The 19,148-nt window shown below is 71.6% G+C and carries 17 protein-coding genes; 7 read left to right on the top strand and 10 right to left on the bottom strand.

The genetic code is table 11. From position 1 onward, the window contains the following. Positions 1-17: 17 nt before the first annotated feature. Entirely contained in the window at positions 18-533 is a 516-nt protein-coding gene (locus GXW79_RS17605) for a chromate transporter (protein ID WP_211875751.1), read from the bottom strand. Continuing rightward, on the bottom strand, positions 533-1,090 hold the full coding sequence (locus GXW79_RS17600; protein ID WP_211875750.1) for a chromate transporter: 558 nt from the start codon (positions 1,088-1,090) through the stop codon (positions 533-535). The genes GXW79_RS17605 and GXW79_RS17600 overlap by 1 nt, the downstream gene beginning before the upstream one ends. Positions 1,091-1,190: 100 nt before the next feature. Between GXW79_RS17600 and GXW79_RS17595 the strand changes: the two genes are divergently transcribed. Continuing rightward, complete coding sequence (locus tag GXW79_RS17595) at positions 1,191-2,216, top strand: alpha/beta hydrolase family protein (RefSeq protein WP_246504090.1); 1,026 nt, start codon at positions 1,191-1,193, stop codon at positions 2,214-2,216. 68 nt (positions 2,217-2,284) lie between these two features. Further along, positions 2,285-3,730 carry an MFS transporter gene (locus GXW79_RS17590; protein WP_211875749.1) on the top strand — a complete coding sequence of 482 codons (1,446 nt, stop codon included), beginning with the start codon at positions 2,285-2,287 and terminating at the stop codon, positions 3,728-3,730. Here GXW79_RS17590 and GXW79_RS17585 read toward each other — a convergent pair. After that, a complete protein-coding gene (locus GXW79_RS17585) occupies positions 3,727-4,686 on the bottom strand; it encodes an L-threonylcarbamoyladenylate synthase (protein ID WP_367614948.1) in 960 nt (319 codons plus the stop codon). The two genes, GXW79_RS17590 and GXW79_RS17585, sit on opposite strands and share 4 nt — an antisense overlap. Continuing rightward, entirely contained in the window at positions 4,683-5,456 is a 774-nt protein-coding gene (locus GXW79_RS17580; protein ID WP_246504089.1) for a 3'(2'),5'-bisphosphate nucleotidase CysQ family protein, read from the bottom strand. Before GXW79_RS17580 ends, GXW79_RS17585 begins: the two co-directional genes overlap by 4 nt. 90 nt (positions 5,457-5,546) lie before the next feature. Here GXW79_RS17580 and GXW79_RS17575 point away from each other — a divergent pair, with 90 nt between their 5' ends. Genes GXW79_RS17575 through GXW79_RS17565 form a run of 3 tightly spaced genes read left to right on the top strand, consistent with a single transcriptional unit; the run spans position 5,547 to position 8,916 of the window. Next, positions 5,547-7,037 (top strand): leucyl aminopeptidase, encoded by a 1,491-nt coding sequence (locus GXW79_RS17575; protein ID WP_211875747.1) that lies wholly within the window; start codon positions 5,547-5,549, stop codon positions 7,035-7,037. After that, positions 7,037-8,467, top strand: a complete 1,431-nt coding sequence (locus GXW79_RS17570; protein WP_211875746.1) for a M17 family metallopeptidase — start codon at positions 7,037-7,039, stop codon at positions 8,465-8,467. The genes GXW79_RS17575 and GXW79_RS17570 overlap by 1 nt, the downstream gene beginning before the upstream one ends. Then, the gene (locus GXW79_RS17565) at positions 8,467-8,916 is read left to right on the top strand and encodes a DNA polymerase III subunit chi (RefSeq protein ID WP_211875745.1); all 450 of its coding nucleotides are present in this window, start codon (positions 8,467-8,469) and stop codon (positions 8,914-8,916) included. The genes GXW79_RS17570 and GXW79_RS17565 overlap by 1 nt, the downstream gene beginning before the upstream one ends. 18 nt (positions 8,917-8,934) lie before the next feature. On the opposite strand, the gene GXW79_RS17560 is transcribed toward GXW79_RS17565, so the two are convergent. The 6 genes from GXW79_RS17560 to GXW79_RS17535 all read right to left on the bottom strand — a co-directional run bounded on the left by GXW79_RS17560 (position 8,935) and on the right by GXW79_RS17535 (position 17,791). Beyond that, the gene (locus GXW79_RS17560; protein ID WP_211875744.1) at positions 8,935-9,561 is read right to left on the bottom strand and encodes an ankyrin repeat domain-containing protein; all 627 of its coding nucleotides are present in this window, start codon (positions 9,559-9,561) and stop codon (positions 8,935-8,937) included. A gap of 38 nt (positions 9,562-9,599) precedes the next feature. Then, on the bottom strand, positions 9,600-11,672 hold the full coding sequence (locus tag GXW79_RS17555) for a hypothetical protein (RefSeq protein WP_211875743.1): 2,073 nt from the start codon (positions 11,670-11,672) through the stop codon (positions 9,600-9,602). After that, entirely contained in the window at positions 11,669-12,844 is a 1,176-nt protein-coding gene (locus GXW79_RS17550; protein WP_211875742.1) for a low temperature requirement protein A, read from the bottom strand. Before GXW79_RS17550 ends, GXW79_RS17555 begins: the two co-directional genes overlap by 4 nt. After that, complete coding sequence (locus GXW79_RS17545; RefSeq protein WP_211875741.1) at positions 12,844-15,576, bottom strand: DUF4159 domain-containing protein; 2,733 nt, start codon at positions 15,574-15,576, stop codon at positions 12,844-12,846. The genes GXW79_RS17550 and GXW79_RS17545 overlap by 1 nt, the downstream gene beginning before the upstream one ends. A 303-nt stretch (positions 15,577-15,879) precedes the next feature. Beyond that, positions 15,880-16,761: a DUF58 domain-containing protein gene (locus GXW79_RS17540; protein WP_367614947.1), complete on the bottom strand. Its 882-nt coding sequence runs from the start codon at positions 16,759-16,761 to the stop codon at positions 15,880-15,882. Between the two features lie 22 nt (positions 16,762-16,783). Beyond that, entirely contained in the window at positions 16,784-17,791 is a 1,008-nt protein-coding gene (locus tag GXW79_RS17535) for an AAA family ATPase (protein ID WP_211875740.1), read from the bottom strand. Between the two features lie 166 nt (positions 17,792-17,957). On the opposite strand from GXW79_RS17535, the gene GXW79_RS17530 reads away from it, so the two are divergent. Next, complete coding sequence (locus GXW79_RS17530; RefSeq protein ID WP_246504088.1) at positions 17,958-18,554, top strand: DUF1285 domain-containing protein; 597 nt, start codon at positions 17,958-17,960, stop codon at positions 18,552-18,554. Further along, the gene (locus tag GXW79_RS17525; RefSeq protein ID WP_367614945.1) at positions 18,551-19,138 is read left to right on the top strand and encodes a CoA pyrophosphatase; all 588 of its coding nucleotides are present in this window, start codon (positions 18,551-18,553) and stop codon (positions 19,136-19,138) included. The genes GXW79_RS17530 and GXW79_RS17525 overlap by 4 nt, the downstream gene beginning before the upstream one ends. The last annotated feature ends 10 nt before the right edge of the window (positions 19,139-19,148 follow it).

Raw genomic sequence — 19,148 nt, 5'->3', positions numbered from 1 at the left:
TCGTATCCTTCCCCGTTTCAGCCGATGATAAGCCCGAGAACGGCGCCGCACGCCAGCATCCACAGCGGCGAAAAATTCGTCCGCCAGACGAAGGCGGCGCTCAGCGCCGTCATGCCGATCCAGCCCCAGCCATGCGCGGCGGCGGTCGCCGCCAGCGTCACCCCGCCGGCCAGGATCAGCCCGACGGCCAGCGGCACCAGCCCGCCATTGATCGCCTTGAGCGCCGGATGCCCCTTCAATCGCTGCGCGAGGCCGCCGACGAAGAAGGCCAGCGTGCCGGCCGGCAGCAGCATCCCCGCCGTTGAGGCTGCCAATCCCGGAAGGCCGGCGATCCAGTAGCCGAACAGGCTCACGGCCAGCACGTTCGGCCCGGGCGCGGCCTGGGCGAGGGCGAACAGCTGCCCGAAGGTGCGGTCGTCGAGCCAGTGGCGGTTCTCAACCAGCTGCCGGTGGATCTCGTTCAGCGAGGACGTCGCCCCGCCCACGGCGATGAGCGAGATGGACGCAAATATGACGAACAGGCCCCAGACCATCAGTGCGCCGCCTCGGGGCGCTGCCGGCGCCAGGCACAGAAGATGCCGACCGGCCCGAGCCCGAGCACGATCAGTGGCAGCGGCACCCGCCACCAGAACGCCGCGGCGGCGGCGAGCAGCCCGAGCGCAACCATCTCGGGTGGCGCCTTCAGCCGCGACCCCATCTTGATCGCGGTCCCGATCACCATGCCGGCGGCCGCGGCCGCGATGCCCTGCATCAGCGCGCCGATGCGCGGCACCTGGCCATAGGCATCGTAGAAGGCCGCCAGCAGCAGCAGGATGCACAGCGGACCGATGTAGAGCCCGGCGGTGGCGCAGAGCGAGCCGGGAAGGCCATGAAAGCGCCGCCCGATCATGACCGCCGCATTGCCCACATTGGGTCCCGGCAGCACCTGGCCCAGGCCAAGAACCTCGGCGTATTCGCGCTCGGTCAGCCAGCGCCGCTCCTCGACGATGATGCGCCGCGCCCAGGCCGCCACACCCCCGAAGCCGAACAGCCCCGCCTTGGCATAGCCGAGGAACAGCTCCCCCCGCGTCGGCACAACCGTCTCGTTCACCCGAATCCCCCCCCGCCCAGCACGGCACAGCCAAGGACCGTTCCGCCCCCTTCGCAAGCCCCCGGGCCTGCGCCATCATTCGTGCGCCGGGAGAACGAGCATGAAGAACACGATCCGCGCCGCCGCCATCGCCGCCGCCCTGCTGCCGGGCGCGGCACCGGCCGACGAGCCCCTCACCCTCGCGCGCTGGGGCAGCTTCCATGTCGGCGGGCGCGAGGTGGTGGTCTCGGGCCAACCGATCCGCGAGGTGCTGTTCGCACCCGGCGGCGTTCCCGCCCGCGTCGACCCCAACGGCACCTACCTGATGGGCGGCATGTACGCCCAGTACATGGTGCCCGCGCCGATGCGCGGTCGCGTGCCCTTGCTCATGTGGCATGGCGGCGGCCTCACGGGCGTGACGTGGGAGACGACGCCCGATGGCCGCGAGGGCTGGCAGCACTTTTTTCTGCGCCGCGGCTGGGCCACCTATGTGAGCGACGCGGTCGAGCGTGGCCGCGCGGGATGGAGCCAGATCCCGGAGCAGACCGGCGGCCAGGCGCTGACGCTGACCCTGGACAACCCCTATGAGCGCTTCCGCATCGGCGCCGGGCAGGGGTCCTATCGTCGGCAGGAGCTGCTGCCGGGCAACCAGTTCCCCGCCGATCGCGAGAGCTACCTGGCCTTCATGCGCCAGGTCGTGCCGCGCTTCACGACCACGGATGCGCTCGCGCTCGACGCCTACCTGGCGCTGCTCGACCGCGTCGGGCCATCGGTGGTGATGGTGCACAGCCAGGCCGGTCTGTTCGGCTGGCGCGCGGCGCAGGAGCGGCCGGAGGCGGTGCGCGCGCTGGTGCTGATCGAACCGGCCGCGGTTGGCGACCCGGCAAAGGTCGCCGCGCTCCGCAACATCCCCATCCTTATGGTGTATGGCGACTACATCGCGGGCGATCCGCGTTGGCCGACCATCCGCGCCAACGGCGTGCGCTTCGCCGAGGCGGTCCGCGCCGCCGGCGGCAGCGTCGACGTGGTCGACCTTCCCGAGCGCGGGATCCGCGGCAACAGCCACATGATCATGATGGACCGCAACAGCGACCAGGTGGCGGCGCTGGTGCAGGACTGGCTGGCGGCGAAGGGGCTGTGGCAGTGATCGCCGGCTGAGCCGCAACATTCCTGGCTGCCTCGCGTTCTGCCCCGGACGCAAGGGGAGCGCGGCGCATGTCGGAACGCAGCCAGCACGGCACAGTCTTTTCCACTGATGTGCCGGCCCGGCTCGATCGCCTGCCCTGGTCGCGCTTCCACTGGCTCGTCTGCGTCGGGCTCGGCATCACCTGGACGCTCGACGGGCTGGAGGTCACGCTGGTCGGCTCGCTCGCCCCCGCGATCCACAACAGCCCTTCGCTTGCGCTCACGGAATCCCAGGTCGGGCTGACGGCTTCGGCCTATCTGCTCGGCGCCGTGGTGGGCGCGCTGTTCTTCGGCTGGCTGACCGATCGGCTCGGGCGCAAGCGGCTGTTCACCATCACGGTGCTGGTCTACCTGCTCGCCTCGATGGCGACCGGGCTGTCCTGGGACGTGTGGTCCTTCACCTTCTTTCGCTTCCTCACTGGCGCGGGCATCGGGGGCGAATATTCGGCGGTGAACTCGGCCATCCAGGAGCTGATCCCGGCGCGTCGCCGCGGTGCCACGGACCTTGCCATCAACGGCACCTTCTGGCTGGGCGCGATGGTGGGTGCCGGCGCGTCGTTGCTGCTGCTCAACCCCGCGGTGATCGACCCCGAGCTCGGCTGGCGCCTGGCCTTCCTGATCGGCGGCGCGCTGTCGGTCGTGGTGATCTTCCTCCGCCGCTGGATCCCCGAGAGCCCCCGCTGGCTGATGACCCATGGCCGCAACGCCGAGGCCGAGGCGATCGTCGCGCAGATCGAGCGCGAGGTCGCCGCCGAGCGCGGCCCGTTGCCGCCGACGGAGTATGGCGCCATCCGGCTGCGCACCCGTGGCCATGTCTCGATCGCCGAGGTCGTGCAGGTGATGTTCCGGCAGTACCGCGAACGCAGCATCCTCGCGCTCACGCTGATGGCCTGCCAGGCCTTCTGCTACAATGGGGTGTTCTTCACCTATGCACTGGTGCTGACGAAGTTCTACGGCGTGCCGGCGCAGGACATGGGCTGGTACATGCTGCCCTTCGCCGTCGGCAACCTGCTCGGCCCATTGCTGCTCGGGCCCCTGTTCGACAGCGTGGGGCGCCGCATCATGATCACCCTCACCTACGGCGCCGCGGGGCTGCTGATGGCAGCGACCGCCATCCTGTTCCAACAGGAGATGGTATCGGGCACGATGCTTACGCTGCTGTGGACCTGCATCTTCTTCGTGGCCTCGGCGGGCGCCTCGGCCGCCTACCTAACGGTCGGCGAGAGCTTCCCGCTCGAGATGAGGGCGATGGCCATCGCGCTGTTCTACGCGATCGGCACGGCGGCGGGCGGCGTGGTGGCGCCCTTCCTGTTCGGCGCGTTGATCCAGGGCGGCGAGCGGATGGACGTGCTGTGGGGCTACATGGCGGCGGCGGCGTTGATGCTGGTGGCCGCGGCGACCGAGTGGAAGCTGGGCTTCGCGGCAGAGGGACAGCCGCTCGAGAGTGTGGCAGCGCCGATGGGGCGGGCCGATTAGCGGGGTGCGGCGGCGCGGGCCAGCCGGTCGTTGATCGCCGCGCCAAGCCCGGTCTCCGGCACCGGCATTACGGCGATGGCGCGCAGCCCGGGCAGCGCGTCCAGCGCGCGCAGCCCGGCAAAAAGCCGCGCCGCCGCTTCGCGCAGATCGGCAGCCGCGCTCAGCTGAAACACCGCGCCGGCGCCCGGCAACGCGCCGCCAAAGGCGAGCAGCCCCTCATCGGCCAAAACGTCCATGGCGCCGAGCCGTACCGGCAGGCCCGGCGCGTAGTGGGACAGCATCATGCCCGGGCTTCGAAACGTGCGCGCGGCCGCGCCCGCACTGAGCGGCAACGGCCGCCCGACCGGGCCGATCACCGCCTCGATCGCCTCCACCGGCACCCCGCCATGGCGCAGCAGCACGGCGCCGCCGGTGAGGTCGAGCACCGTGCTCTCCACGCCCACCGCGCAGGGGCCGCCATCGATCACCGCCGCGATCCGCCCGTCGAGACCCGCGAGCACATGCTCGGCCGTCGTGGGGGAAACACCGCCCGAGCGATTGGCCGACGGTGCCGCGACGGGACCGTCCATGGCCGCAATCAGCGCGAGCGCGATGGGATTCGCCGGCACCCGCACCGCCAGGGTGTCCAGCCCGGCACCGGCGAGCAGGTCGACCACGCAGCCGGGCTGGCGCGGCAGCACCAGGGTCAACGGTCCGGGCCAGAACGCCGCGGCAAGTGCCCGCGCCCGCCCATCCGCCTCGACCTCGGCGAAGGCGGCGTCCGCGTCGGCGAAGTGGCAGATGAGCGGGTTGAAATGCGGCCGGCCCTTGGCCTCGAACACGCCGGCCACGGCGCGTCCGTTCCGCGCATCCGCGCCCAGGCCATAGACGGTCTCGGTGGGGAAGCCGACAAGGTCCCCCGCCCGCAGCATGGCCGCGGCGCGTGCGATATCCCCGGGGCCGAGGCGCTCCGTCACGCCGCGCCCGTCACCAGGTAGCCGGGGTTTTCCCAGCCCGGCTTGCCGTAGCGCAGCGCGCCGCCACCCCAGAGCCTGAGGCTGCCACCCGCCGCTTCCAGCACCGCCTGGGGTGCGGCCGTGTCCCATTCCATCGTGGCCTGGAAGCGCGGATGCACATCGGCCGCGCCCTCCGCCACCCGTAGCATCTTGATCGAGGAGCCGATGTTTTCCACCCGCGCCACCGCGCGGCCGGCGATCCAGGCGGCCAGGCGCGGGTCGTTCGCGTGATGCGCGCTGCCCATCACGACCAGCCCCTCGGCGGGTGCCGGGCGAACGCGGATCGCGCGCTCGCCGCCGGCGTCGCGCTTCCAGGCCCCAAGCCCGGCGCCGCCCCAGAACACCTCCGAAAACTCCGGCACCGCGACCACGCCCAGCACCGGGACACCGTTGCGCACCAGCCCGATATGGACCGCGTAATGCGGCGTGCCGCGCGCGAACTCGCGCGTGCCGTCGAGTGGGTCGACCAGCCAGTAGGCATCGCCCGGGGCGGTGACGAGGCCACCAGCCACCTCCTCCTCCGCGACCACCGGCAGATGCGGGGCCGCCTCGCGCAGGCCGTCCACGATGATCACCTCGGCGATGCGATCGGCCGCGGTGACGTAGGTCGCGTCGGATTTCCGCTGGACGACGAATCCGGCCCGCTTCACCGCAATGATCGCCGCCGCAGCGCGCTCCGCGAGCCCCACGGCGAGGGCGAGCAGCGCGTGCCTGTCCTGTTCGGTGTCCATGTCTCCTCATCCCGCGTCCGCGCTGCCTATGGCAAGCCCGGCGCCGGCGTGGTGTTCTGTCAGGCAGTCTTTTTTCTTCCAGGAGCCAGCATGGCCGACATCGCCTTCACCAAGCCCGCACTGCCCCGCCATGGCGCCCTCGTGCTGCTGCTGCCTGAGGAAGGCTCCGGCGGCACACTGCATGAGGCGGCGATCGCCGCGACGGATGGCCGGCTGCCAAAGGCGCTGGAGGCGGCGGGCTTCAAAGGCAAGAAGGGCCAGACCGCGACGCTGTGGGCGCCGGGCGGAGGCCTGTCCAAGATCGTCGCCATCGGCCTGGGCAAGCCCGGCGACATCACGGCCGAAAACCTCGAATCGCTCGGCGGCACCGCTTGGCCCCTGATCGCCGCCGAGCGCGAATCGGTCATCGCGGGGGAGGCCCTGACGCCGGAATTCGCCGCGCGGATCGGGTCCGGGCTCAAGCTGCGCTCCTACCGCTTCGACAAATACCGCACCAAGGAGAAGGAGGAGGACAAGCCCAAGGCCGAGCGCATCGCCATCGCGACCGCCGACCCGGCGAAGGCCAAGGCTGCCTTCGCCCCGCTCGCCGCCATTGCGGAGGGCATCTTCCTCGCCCGTGACCTGGTCTCCGAACCGCCCAACGTGCTGTTTCCCGCCGAGATGGCGGATCGCTGCAAGGTGCTCGAGAAGCTCGGCGTCGTGGTCGAGATCATGGGGCCGAAGGAGATGAAGAAGCTCGGCTTCGGTGCGCTGCTCGGCGTGGCGCAGGGCTCCGTGCAGGAAGCGCGCATGGTGGTGATGAAGTGGATGGGCGCGCCGAAGCCCGCCGGCCGCGGGAAGAAGGAGGCGAAGAAGCCGCTGTGCTTCGTGGGCAAGGGCGTGACCTTCGACACGGGTGGCATCTCCATCAAGCCCGCCGGCGGCATGGAGGAGATGAAGTTCGACATGGCCGGCGCCGGCACGGTGATCGGGCTGATGGCGGCCCTCGCCGGGCGCAAGGCGAAGGCGGACGTCATCGGGCTGGTGGGCCTGGTCGAGAACATGCCCTCGGGCAATGCGCAGCGCCCCGGCGACGTGGTGACCTCCTATTCCGGCCAAACCATCGAGGTCATCAACACCGACGCCGAAGGCCGCCTCGTGCTGGCCGACGTGCTCTGGTACGCGCAGGAGAAATACGACCCGGCCTTCATGGTCGACCTCGCGACGCTGACCGGCGCGATCATCGTGGCCCTCGGCCATGAGCATGCCGGGATGTTCGCCAATGACGAGGCGCTGGCCGAGAAGCTCGAAGCCGCGGGCAAGGCGACCGGCGAGCTGGTCTGGCGCATGCCGCTCGGCGATGCCTACGACAAGCAGATCAAGTCGGACATCGCGGACATGAAGAATGTCGGCGGCCGTCCGGGCGGGTCGATCACCGCGGCGCAGTTCATCCAGCGCTTCGTGAACGGCAAGCCCTGGGCACATCTCGACATCGCCGGCACCGCCTGGGCCTACAAGGACGTGCCGCTTATCCCGAAGGGCGCGAGCGCCTACGGGGTGCGGCTGCTCGACCGTCTGGTCGCCGACCACTACGAGGATTGATGCAGATCCGCCTCCGCACGGTAGCGCCCCGCGCGGGGGAGGCGGTGGCGCTGCCCTGGGCGCAGGGCACGCCGGCGCCTGAGGCCATGGCAGCGGCGATCGCGGCGGCGCATTTCACCGGCGAGGCCGGCACCAGCCTCGCCTTGTTCAGCCCTGACGCCGTGATCCTGGCCGGCACCGGGGCCGCGGCCGCGCCGCTCGATTTCGAACGCGCCGGCGGGGCGGCCATCGCCGCCCTTGGCGATGCGTCGGCGCTCGTGCTGGATGCGCGTGGCCTGCAACCGGCCGAAGCCGCCGCCTTCGCCGCCGGCGCGATGCTGCGTGGCGCGCCGCCGCTCGCCATCCGCAGCGTGCCCGCGGGCAAGCCGGCGCCGCGCGTGGAGCTGCTGACCGGCGACCGCCCGGGCACCATCCCGCACTGGCGCGCGGCCGAGGCATCGGCGCGCGGCACCCTGTTCGCGCGGGACCTCGTCTCCGAACCCGCGAACTACCTCACGCCGGCGATCTTCGCGACGCGGCTGCGCAGCCTCGAGGAACACGGCATCACGGTGAAGGTGATCGGACCCAAGCGGCTGCGCCGGCGCGGATTCGGCGCGCTCAGCGCCGTGGGTCGCGAGGCCGCGTCCGGCCCGCGCCTCGTCACGCTGCGCTGGAAGGGCCGGCTGGACGCGCGCCCCATCGCCTTCATCGGCAAGGGGCTGTGCTTCGACACGGGCGGCATCTCGATCAAGCCGGCCGCGGGAATGGAGGAGATGCGCGCCGACATGGCCGGTGCCGCCGCCTGCGCCGGCGCGATGCTGGCGCTGGCTTTGCGGCGCTCGCCGGCGCCGGCGGTCGCCATCCTCGCCATCGCGGAGAATTCCACCGGCGGCGACAGCTACCGCCCCGGCGACGTGCTGACGACGCTCTCGGGCCGCACGGTGGAGGTGCTGGACACCGATGCGGAGGGAAGGCTGGTGCTGGCCGATGCCCTGCACCACGCCCGCCATCACCGCCCGCAGGCGATGATCGACCTCGCCACACTCACCGGCTCGATCGTGACGGCGCTGGGCCACCACCAGGCCGGGCTGTTCTCCAATGATCCGCCGCTCGCCGCGGCGCTGGTCGCGGCAGGAGCCGCTGTGGGCGAGCCGCTATGGCCGATGCCGATCGGCGTGCGTCACCGCGAGGATCTCAACAGCGACATCGCGGATATCAAGCAATGTGCGCCATCAGGTTCCGGCGCCTCTGGCGGCCGCCTGATGCCCGATGCCTGCCACGCCGCCGCGTTCCTGCGCGAATTCGTGGGCGGGGTCGCCTGGGCGCATCTGGACATCGCTGGGGTCGAGGCCCGTGCCGAAGCCGATGCGCTGGGACCCAAGGGTGCCTCCGGCTTCGGCGTGCGCCTGCTCGACCGGCTGGTCGCAATGCGGTTCGAGGAGGAGCGCTGATGGCCGAGATCGGCTTCTACCACCTGACCCGGACAAGCATCGACGCCGCCGCGCCCAAGCTCCTCGGCCGCATCCTCGCGGGCGGCGGGCGGGCGCATGTCTTGTGCGGCACGGCCGAGCGGATGGAGGCGCTGGACGCCTCGCTCTGGCTCTCGACAGACCCGGACTGGCTGCCGCACGGTCGCTCCGACACCGAACATGCGCGGCACCAGCCGATCCTGCTCGCCACCGGGGATGTGGCTCCGGTCAACGGCGCACGGTTCCTGCTGCTGCTCGACGGCGCGAGCACCATGCGTGCGTCAGAATACGACCGCGTGCTGGACCTGTTCGACGGCAATGACGAGGGTGCGACAGCCGCGGCGCGGGCGCGATGGGCGAGTGCCAAGGCCGCCGGGCACGGCCTCAGCTACATGAAGCAGGGCGCGAAGGGCTGGGAAAAGGCCGGCTGAGCGCGCGGTCCGAGGCGTCTAGCGGCCGCGGCCGGCGTCGAAGCCCAGGAACCCCACCTCGGGTCGCGGGGCCCCGCCGTCATTGGCGAAAAGCCGCGGCGACTGCGGCGCGGCGGCACGCTGCACGGTGGCCGGTGCCGCGCTCGACGCCCGTGTCGCCGCACGCTCCGCGGCCAGGCGTTCGGCGGTCAGGGCACGCTGGCGAGCGGCACGCTGCTGCGGGGTGTCGTTGGCTTCGGGCGGCGGGGCCGGGTTGCGCGCCGTCGACCGCGCCGAGAGCAGGTAGAACAGGATCTCGTTGCGGCCGCGATCGACCGCGGCATCGACCGGGGTGAGCCCGAGCACATTGCGCGAATCGAGATCGGCGCCGCGGGAGACCGCGTCGCGGGCAGCCGGAAGGTCACCCCGGGTGATGGCGTCGAACAGCGCGTCGGTGGGTTCCAGCACGCGCGAGGTATCGGCCGGGATCGGCTCCGGCGCGCGCCGCGCGGCAAGTCCGGGCAGCGCCGGCGGGGGACCGGCGGGCGCACTGCCCGGGCGCGCCTGGGTCTGCGGCGCGCCGCTCGCCCCGGCAAAGCCCGGCTGCGCCAGGGCGGGCAGGGCGGCGAGGGAGAGAAGCATCGCGGCGAGCAGGATTTTGCGCATCAGCAAGTTCTAGCGGAGTTCGCGCCGCGGGGAAATCGTCAGCGGCCCTCGCGCCGCCAGGCGATGATGGCCACGCCCAGCACCAGCGGCAGCGCGAGCCAGGGCGGCAGCAGGGCCATGGCCGAAATCCCGGTCACCGTGTGGTCCGCATTGCGCCGTAGCCCGATCCAGCTCGGCCCCGATGCGTCGCGCCCCGCCGCCACGCGGCGGATTTCCGGAAGGCTCGGCGCCTCGCCGGTGCCGAGCCAGCGGATCGCACCTCCGGTCGCCTGCGCCACCAGTCGCAGTCGCTGGTCATCGGCGCGGAGATCGGCGATTTCGAGCGGGTTCGCCGCGGCCGAGGCGGCGAAGGCGGTGCGCCGCCCGTCGCTCGCCTGCCAGACGCCGGGCTGGGTCGCCGCCATGCGCAGCACGGCGCGGCCACCGGGTCCCGGCTCCGGGCGCGTGCGCGTCACGCTACCGTCCGGCGCGGTGACCGCGATCTCCGGCGGCGGTCCCGCCTCGACGCTGCGGCGGGTGACGGTGAGGCCGCCAACCTCGATCCGGGCGGAGAGGTCCTCCTCCTCCAGCTCCGGCTCGCGCATCAGCCAATGGGCGATGCGGCGCAGCACCTCCTGCTGCGGGCCGCCGCCATCATGGCCACGCGACCACAGCCAGATATGGTCGGAGAGCATCAGCGCCACGCGGCCCTCGCCGACCCGGTCCAGCACCAGCAACGGCGCGCCATTCGGTCCCTCCATCACGGTGGTGCCGCCGCGCTGTTCGGCGCGCAGGTAGCGGTACCAGCGGCCCCAGCTCGGCTCGGCATCGGGCGGTGTCAGGCCCTCGGTCACCGGGTGGCGCGCGCCCAGCGCCGAGACCCGCGGGCGGAAGGCGCCCTCAACCACGGCCTGCGCCCCGCTCGGCCGCGCCGGCAGCACAGGACCGAGGGGCGTGAGGGCGAGGCTGATGGGGCCGGAGAATTCGGGGCCGGTGCTCATCAGCAGCGCCCCGCCGCCGCGCACGTAATCGGCGATGTTGCGCAGGTAGACGGGGGGCAGGATGCCGCGATTGGCGAATCGGTCGAACACGATGAGATCGAAATCGCGCAGCTTCACCTGGAACAGCTCGCGCACCGGGAAGGCGATCAGCGCCAGCTCGTTGAGCGGGGTGAGGTCGTCCTTCTCGGGCGGCCGCAGGATGGTGAAGTGCACCAGGTCGACATTCGGGTCGGCCTTGAGCAGTCGCCGCCAGGTGCGCTCGCCGGCATGGGGCTCCCCGCTGACCAGCAGCACGCGCAGCCGATCGCGCACGCCGGTGATGGTGACGACCTGGCGATTGTTGAGCGTGCTGACCTCGCCGGTGCGGGTAGCGGCCGCGACTTCCACCACGGTGGGCCCACCGCGCTCGATCGGGATGGTGATGCGGTGTTCGCGTCCGACCGCAACACTTTCCTGGCGCGGCGGCTGGCCGTCGCGGCGGATGGTGAGCATCGCCGCCCCCCCGGCCTCGCGCGCCCCGAGGTCTTCCACCACCACGCGCAGGTCGACGCTGCGCCCGACGATGCCGAAGCCGGGTGCCTCGATGACGCGGAGCCGACGGTCCACCTCGCCGGGCCGGCCCGCGAGCAGCGCGTGGAAGGGTGCGTCGATGGGGGACGCGGCCGGCACGTCATGCGCCTGCCCGTCGGTCAGCGCGATGACGCCGGCGAGGCGCGCGCGCGGGATGTCGGCAAGCGCGCGCTCCATCGCGGCGAATAGGCGGGTGCCCTGGTTGCCGCCCTCCTCGGCAGCAACGGTGCGCAGCTCCAGCTCCGGCAGGCGGCCGATACGCTGTTCCAGCAACTCCCTCGCGGCCTCGATCCGCGCGTCGCGGCCATTGATCCGGGCGCTGTCCGAGCGGTCCACCACCAGCAGGGCGATATCGGGCCGCGTCTCCCGCGTCTCCTCGACCAGGCGCGGATTGGCCAAAGCGAGGAGAAGCAGGGCGAAGGCGACCGCGCGCCAGACCAGCCCTCGAGCCCGACGCACCGCGCCCGGCACCAGCACCAGCACGGCGATGAGGGCGAGCGCCCCCAGCATCCAGATCGGAAGGATCGGCGCGAAATCGACGCCCGCGAAAGCCTGCCTCATCGACGCACCATCTTCAGCGACCGGTATTCCCAGGCCGCGACAAGCATCAGAGCCGCCGTGCTCGCGACGCTCAGCACCAAGGGAGAGACGAAGAAGGCCAGGCCCACGCAGACCACAAGCGCCCCGAGCCCGATCCGATGCGACAGCGGGAACCAGCCGAGGCTCATCCGCTTGAACAGGCCGCACCCGGCCAGGTACAGCGCCGGTCCGCCGATGATGGCCGCCGCCGCGGCGGTCGAGACCGCACCCTGCGGATGCGCCAGCACGATCTCATCGGCGACGGCGCAGAGCACGACGCCGCCCACGATCGGCACATGAAGGTAGGTGTAGCCGTTCCGCGCGATGCGGCCGGGGTCATTCGAATCGACGATGTGCGCGGTGCCGCGCTCCGCGCCGACATGGAAATACACCCACCACATCGCGACCGAGCCGAGCAGGCAGGTCGCGAACGCGATGCTGTGCACCGCGTCCCAGCTCTGCTTCGCGAAGGTCGCTCCGCTGACCAGGATGCTCTCGCCCAGGCCGATGATGATGAACAAGGCGCAGCGTTCGGCGAGGTGGGCGCCTTCGACCTGCCAGTCCTCGGTGGTCGAACGGCCGAGGCCGGGCGTCCAGAAGAACGCCAGCGGCGAGACGTACTCGATCGCGAGGGCCACGATCCAGAGGGTGAGCCGGGTCTCGGCATCCGCCAGCCCGCCCGCGATCCAAAAGATGCCGGCAAAGGCGAGCCAGGCGAAGATGCGCACGAAGTTCAGCCGCAGCGCCGGAATGTGCGGACCGATGGCCCAGATCATGAAGACCGTCCGCCCGACCTGCATGCCGACATAGGCCAGCGCGAAGTGCAGGCCGCGCGCGGCGAAGGCCTCGGGCAGCGACATCGACATGACTAGGCCCGCGCCCATCAGCGCGAACAGCATCAGCCGTGTCGCGGCACGCTCGGGGTCGACCCAGTTGGTCACCCATCCGGTGTAGATCCACACCCACCACACCGCGAGGAACAGCAGGCAGGTGCGCGCCACGTCCAGCACGGAGTGGGACTCCAGCAGGGTGTGCGAGAGCTGCGTGACCGCGAAGACGAAGACGAGGTCGAAGAACAGCTCGGCATAGCCGACCTTCGCGTGGGTGTCCTCGCCGCGTGGCCGCAGCAGGCCCTCGCCGCGCGCGCCATCCATCAATTGCCGAGCCTTTCGAGAATGGCGGGCACGTGCACCTGGTCGCCCTTGTAGTTGCCGGTGAGCGCGTAGATCACGAGGTTCATGCCGAACCGATAGGCGAGGATACGCTGCCGCGCCCCGCCGGGGATCACCGCGTGCGGATTGGCACCCCGCGCATCCACCGCCCAGGCCGCCGCCCAGTCATGCCCGCCGACGATCACCGGGGAGACGCTGTCATTGGCACGGTCGCCGTCGCGCGCGACCCAGACCTGGCCGCCGGTGAAGCGGCCCGGCAGGTCCTGCAGCAGGTAGAAGGCGCGGCGCAGCACGTGGTCGTCCGCCACCACCGCCAGCGGCGGGACGGAGAGCTCGCGCGTCACCCGGCGCAGCGCGGCGCGCGCGCCTGGGGAAAACCCCTCGCCGGAGCCCTCGTCGCGAGTGTCGAACAGGATGATGCCGCCGTTGCGCATGAAGCCGTTGAGTGCGGCGACCGCCGCCGGGCTTGGCGTCGGCGCGTCGGGCAGGATGGTCCAGTAGATCAGTGGGAAGAAAGCCAGCTCGTCCTGGCCCGGTACCACCGCGAGCGGCTCGGCGAGTGCGGTAGCGCTGCGCCGGTTCACGAAATCCGACAGGCCCGTGAGGCCCTGGCGCACCGTCTCGTCCACCGTCGCGTCGCCGGTCAGCACATAGGCGAGGCGCGTCGCGAGCGAGGGGCTGGCCTCGCCTGGGGCCTGGCCCTGGGCCAGCGCCGGGGTCGCGAGCAGCATGCCCAGAAGCGCGACGCGCAGCGCCGGGCGCAGCAGCAAGCCGCGCAGGCCGAGCGAGACCAGCATGTCGATGGCGAACAGCAGCAGCGCCGCCGCCAGCAGCCACGGCCCTAGGTCGCGATCCGCGGCGACACCGCCGATCGACACGCTCGACGCCGTGGCGGGCGCCGCACCCGCGGGCGTGGGCGCCGCGAGACCCGCCGAGAGGTTGAGCGCACGTCGATAGGCCGCGCCGTCATCGGCCTGCCCCGGCGCGCCATACCATCCCGGCGGCTGCCGCGGCGACGGCGCCGCGCCTTCCACCTGGTTGGCCGCGATCGCGGCCGCCGCCGGCGGCGCCGGACCGAGGCGCCCAAACCCGTCGAGGCTTTCGAGCGGCGCCAGCATCGACGCGCCCTCATTGCCTGCGACGCCGGCGGAGAGCGCCACCAGCCGCCGCAGCATGTCCACGAATAGGCCGGAAAGCGGCAGGTTCGACCACTCGGCTTGCGCCGTGACGTGGAACAGCACCACCCGCCCCGCACCCCGCGTTTCGAAGGTCACCAGCGGCGTGCCGTCCGCGAGGCGCGCCCAGCTGCGCGCGGACAGCTGCGCCGAGGGCTCCGCCAGCACCTGGCGCTCGACCAGGATCTCGGCCGGCACGACGAGCCCCGCGAACGGCGAGCCATCGGGGAAAGGGGCCAGCGGCTGCGCGCGTTCCCAGGTCATCGCGCCGCCCAGCTGGCGCTCCCCGGCGCGCAACGGCACCGGCAGCAGAGGGTCGGGGTTTTCCGCCATGCGCGGGCCGGCGAAGCGGATCAGCGTGCCGCCCTCGCGTACCCATTTCGCCACCGCCTCCCGCTCACGCGCATCGGAGAGGTCGCGGTCGGCGAGGACTAGCACCGCCAGCTGTCGCGCGAGCAGCGCGTCGAGGGTGCCCCGACGGATCTCCGCATAGGGTGCGAGCGCGCGATCCAGATAATACAGGTCGCCGATCAGCGGCACGTCCGCCTGGGTCTCGGTGCTGGCGAGCAGGCCCACGGGACGGCGGCGAAAGCGCTCGTCGAGCAGCAGGACGCCCGCCGCGCCCGCCCCCGGTTCCAGATCCAGCCGCACCACTTGGTTGCGGATCTCGACCGGCAGTTCCAGCACCGCCTCGCCGGCCCGCTCGCCGGCCGGGATGGCGATTTCGGCGCGTGCGAGGGTGCGGCCATCGCCGGTGCGCGCTAGTACGGCGGCGGTGCTCGCGCCGCTCACCGGCAACTGCGTGACGCGAAGGGTCAGCCGGTCGGCCTCGGCGCGCGGCAGCATCAGCATGCGCGCGACCGGCGCCTCCGCACGTGCGAGGGTCAGCGCCCCACCCTCGCCCAGCGCCGCGGCCAGAGCCGCAAAGCCCCCAGGCGCATGATCGACGCCATCGGCGACGTAGTGGGCGGCAAAAGGCCCAGGTGCGAGTGCGCGAAAGGCCGCAAGCGCCGCGAGCGCCGCCGCGTGGTCAGGCGCCCAGGATTTCGGGCGCAACGCGGCAAGCCGTGCACGCGCCTCCTCCGCCGGCATCAGGCCGTTCACGCGCGGCGCCTCTCCGGTCTCGCTCGCGGCGGTCGCCAGCAGCGCCACCCGGCGCCCCTCGCGCCCCGCCGCTTCAAGCGCTGCACCCGCAGAAGCCATCCGCGACGGCCAATCCGCCGCCGCCGCCCACCCATCATCGATGACGATCAACAAAGGCCCACTGCCACTCACCGCCGCCCCCGGCCCCCAGATCGGCCGCGACAACCCCAACACAATCAACGCCGCCGCCACGATGCGCAGAACCAACAACCACCACGGCGTGCGCGACGGCGTCTCCTCGACAACAGGCATGTCCCGCAACAACCGAATGGCCGGGAAACTCTGCCGCCGCGCCGCCGGCGGCGTCACCCGCAACAACCACACCAACACCGGCAACGCCCCAAGCGCGACCAGCAGCCACGGCGCGGCAAAGGCCAGCGGGCCGAGGGTCAGCATGGGAAGGAAGGCCAGGGGCTCTGCCCATGAACCCCGCCAGGATCGTGTCGATCATGGACCGCCAATTGTTGGTTCATGGTCTTGGAAGGGGGTGTCGCCGGAGGCGAGCAGGGATGGGGAGAGGGCGCGTGAATAGAGCAACCGCGCCGCAGGGACCGCCATGCGCCCTCTCCCCAACCCGGCGCTTCAAGCAATAGGCCCCTCCCAAATCCAGGACCCGCACATGCAGGGGCCCGGGATCGGCCCGATCCCCGGCGGGGGTCCAGGGGGCAGCGCCCCCTGGCGTTGCTTCCTGTGCCGCCCTCATCCCGGTGCCAGTGCCATGTGCAGTGCCAGCAGGGCGGCTTCCGGTGGTTGGTCGGTGTGGTGCAGGGCGAAGCGCCAGCCGGCCGCCGCGCAGATGGCCTTGAGGCCGTCGCGGTGGGCGGCGAGGCGTTCGGCGTAGAGGCTGCGGACGCCTTCGACGCGGGGGAGCAGGGTGTGGGTTTCGTCCTGCAGGCCTTCGAAGCGGATGCGGCCGGTGTAGGGAAGGGTTTCTTCGGCGGGGTCGAGGATTTGCACCAGGTGCCCGCGCACGGGGCGGGAGGCAAGGGCGGAAACGGCTCGGCTGATGTCAGGGAGTGGGGAGAGGAAGTCGCCGAACAGGACCACGCGGGCGTGGCGGGGCAGGCCTTCGTCCTCGGGCGGGGGGCTGGCGCGGCCCAGCGCTTCGGCAAGGGTGACGAGGGCGCCGCGCCCGGCATGGCTGCGGCGGCCGGCGCCGAGCAGGCGCACGCGTTCGCCGCCGCGCAGCAGCAGGGCGGAGAGGGCGAGGAGCAGCAGGTCCGCGCGCTCGCCCTTTTCGGTCTTTGCCAGGGTGGAGCGCCAGGCCATGGAGGGCGAGGCGTCGCGCCAGACGGCGACGGTCTGGGCGGCTTCCCATTCGGTTTCGCGGATGAAGAGGCGGTCCGACTTCGCGCTCTGGCGCCAATCGACGCGGGAGGCAGCATCGCCGGCGAGGAAAGGGCGGAATTGCCAGAAGGCGTCGCCCTGGCCCGAGCGGCGGCGGCCATGGACGCCCTGCATCACGGTCGCGGCGACGCGCTCGGCTTCGACCACCAGCGGCGGCAGCCGTGCGCCCAACGCCTCGGCGCGATTGGCCGCGAGCAACGGTGCCGCGCCGCCACGGGAATGTCCGGGTGTCACAGGATGCGTGGCCTGGTTTCGCTCACCCGGCGATCCTGGCCTTCAGCGCGCCGATCACATCGGCCAGCGTCACGCCATCGGCGCGCGCCGAGAAATTCAGCGCCATGCGGTGGCGCAGCACCGGTTCTGCCAGGGCCGCGACATCCTCGATGCTCGGCGACAAGCGGCCGTCGAGCACGGCGCGGGCGCGCGTGGCGAGCATCAGCGCCTGGGCCGCGCGCGGGCCGGGGCCCCAGGCGAGGTGCTTCTTCACGGCATCGAGTCCGCTGGTCTCCGGCCGGGCACCACGCACCAGGCGCAGGATGGCGTCGAGCACCTGCTCGCCGACGGGCATGCGACGGATCAGCGCCTGCGCCTCGATCAGCTCGTGCGCGGTCATCGCTGCAACGGGCTTGGCTTCGCGGGCACCGGTGGTGGCGAGCAGCATGGCGCGCTCGGCGGCCTCGTCGGGATAGCCGACCTCGACCTCGAGCAGGAAGCGGTCAAGCTGGGCTTCGGGCAGCGGGTAGGTGCCTTCCTGCTCGATCGGGTTCTGCGTGGCGAGCACGTGGAAGGGCTCGGGCAGGGGGTGGATTTCGCCGCCGACCGCGACGCGGTGCTCCTGCATGGATTGGAGAAGCGCGGACTGGGTGCGCGGGGAGGCGCGGTTGATCTCGTCGGCCATAAGCAGCTGGCAGAACACCGGGCCCTTGATGAAGCGGAAGGCGCGGCGGCCATCGGCCCCTTCCTCCAGCACTTCGGAGCCCAGGATGTCGGCGGGCATCAGGTCGGGGGTGAACTGCACCCGACGCGCATCAAGGCCCATAACCGCGCCCAGCGTCTCGACAAGCTTGGTCTTGCCCAGGCCCGGCACACCCACCAGCAGCACGTGACCGCCCGAGAGCAGGGTGATGAGCGTCTGCTCGACCACCACCTCCTGCCCGAAGATCACCCGCCCGATGGCGCGCCTGGCCTTGGCCAGCTTCTCGCCCAGCGATTCGACGCCGGCGACGAGACTTGCCGGATCCGTCATGTTCGCCACTTCAACCATGCCATCCCGCTTCCCATACTAAGGTCCGAAGCCTATCGCCAATCCGTCCCGGGCTTCGAGCAAATGCGCTGTCACCCCGGCGGCACCTTCAGCGGACATCGTCCCGAGGGCGCCCGCCGCAAGAGCGAAGTACAATGCTATGACCGGAAACCGCGCGGACAAAGCGATGATCGGGCCTTATGCCCATCCCGTGAAGCCCAATGCCCTGAAGGAGCGGCCGCCGCGTATCGATCACGGCGAGTACGCCATCAGGATCGCGCGTTGCGGCACCTGGTACTATCGCGGCAGCCCGATTTCGCGAAAGCCTCTCGTTTCCCTCTTCGCCTCCGTGCTCAAGCGTGAGCCCGACGGCGGCTACGTGCTCGAGACGCCGGTCGAACGCGGCCGCATCGAGGTCGAGGATGCGCCCTTCGTCGCCGTCGAGCTGTTTTGGCGCGACTGCGCCTGCCCCGATACCGGCAAGCCGCGGCAATGCCTGACCTTCCGCACCAACCTCGACGAGATGGTGACCGCGAATGCCGCGCACCCGATCCGGGTCGCGCTGTGCCCCGTGACGCGCGAGCCGCGTCCCTATGTGCTTGTGCGCCCGGGTCTCGAAGCCCGCATTTCACGGCCGGTCTTCTATGAGCTGGTCGCACTCGCGCAGCCCGAGACGATCGATGGGCGCGAGGTACTGGGGCTCTGGAGCGAGGGCGCGTTCTTTCCGATCGACGATCTGCCCGCCGAAGAAGATGCCGAGGGCGACCTGATCAGCGCCGCGTGACGGAAGCCGAACTCCGGCGGCGCTTCGCCGATCCTGAACGCCGCGCGCGCCTCGCGCCAACCGGCAGCGACGACGCGCTGGACATCATGCCTGAGCGGCGGATCGACGCCGCGGTGCTGGTGCCGATCATCCTTCGTGCCGAACCCGAGATCCTGCTGACCTTGCGCGCGGCGACCCTGTCCTCGCATGCGGGGCAGGTGAGTTTCCCCGGCGGCCGGATCGAGCCGGGCGAGACGCCCGAGCAGGCGGCGCTGCGCGAAGCGGCGGAGGAGGTGGGACTCGACCCGCGCCTGCCGAGCGTGCTCGGCGCCCTGCCGGAACACCGCACCGTGACCGGCTACCACGTGACGCCGGTCCTCGCGCTGATCGAGCCGCCCTTTACCCTCACGCCGGATCCCGCCGAGGTGGCGGAGATATTCGCGTATCCGCTGGCGGAGCTGCTGCGTCCCGGCGCGGTGCAGCGGCAGAGTGCGGCCTTTCGTGGGCGCACCCGGGAATACTGGGTCTGGCCGCATGACCGGCACCTGATCTGGGGGGCAACAGCGGCAATGCTGCGGAACCTCGCGATTCTGCTCGCCGACTGAAGACCGCGCC

Source organism: Plastoroseomonas arctica (genome assembly GCF_018128965.1).
GTDB lineage: Bacteria > Pseudomonadota > Alphaproteobacteria > Acetobacterales > Acetobacteraceae > Plastoroseomonas > Plastoroseomonas arctica.
Note: the sequence above shows the minus strand (reverse complement) of the source record. Positions and strands in the feature narration are given on the sequence as shown.

Excerpts from the sequence above, each read along its gene's own strand:
- GXW79_RS17535 (WP_211875740.1), bottom strand. The coding sequence starts at position 17,791 with ATGGTTGAAGTGGCGAACATGACGGATCCGGCAAGTCTCGTCGCCGGC.
- GXW79_RS17555 (WP_211875743.1), bottom strand. The coding sequence starts at position 11,672 with ATGAGGCAGGCTTTCGCGGGCGTCGATTTCGCGCCGATCCTTCCGATC.
- GXW79_RS17590 (WP_211875749.1), top strand. The coding sequence starts at position 2,285 with ATGTCGGAACGCAGCCAGCACGGCACAGTCTTTTCCACTGATGTGCCG.
- GXW79_RS17530 (WP_246504088.1), top strand. The coding sequence starts at position 17,958 with ATGATCGGGCCTTATGCCCATCCCGTGAAGCCCAATGCCCTGAAGGAG.
- GXW79_RS17545 (WP_211875741.1), bottom strand. The coding sequence starts at position 15,576 with ATGCTGACCCTCGGCCCGCTGGCCTTTGCCGCGCCGTGGCTGCTGGTC.
- GXW79_RS17570 (WP_211875746.1), top strand. The coding sequence starts at position 7,037 with ATGCAGATCCGCCTCCGCACGGTAGCGCCCCGCGCGGGGGAGGCGGTG.
- GXW79_RS17595 (WP_246504090.1), top strand. The coding sequence starts at position 1,191 with ATGAAGAACACGATCCGCGCCGCCGCCATCGCCGCCGCCCTGCTGCCG.
- GXW79_RS17565 (WP_211875745.1), top strand. The coding sequence starts at position 8,467 with ATGGCCGAGATCGGCTTCTACCACCTGACCCGGACAAGCATCGACGCC.
- GXW79_RS17560 (WP_211875744.1), bottom strand. The coding sequence starts at position 9,561 with ATGCGCAAAATCCTGCTCGCCGCGATGCTTCTCTCCCTCGCCGCCCTG.
- GXW79_RS17550 (WP_211875742.1), bottom strand. The coding sequence starts at position 12,844 with ATGGATGGCGCGCGCGGCGAGGGCCTGCTGCGGCCACGCGGCGAGGAC.
- GXW79_RS17580 (WP_246504089.1), bottom strand. The coding sequence starts at position 5,456 with ATGGACACCGAACAGGACAGGCACGCGCTGCTCGCCCTCGCCGTGGGG.
- GXW79_RS17605 (WP_211875751.1), bottom strand. The coding sequence starts at position 533 with ATGGTCTGGGGCCTGTTCGTCATATTTGCGTCCATCTCGCTCATCGCC.
- GXW79_RS17575 (WP_211875747.1), top strand. The coding sequence starts at position 5,547 with ATGGCCGACATCGCCTTCACCAAGCCCGCACTGCCCCGCCATGGCGCC.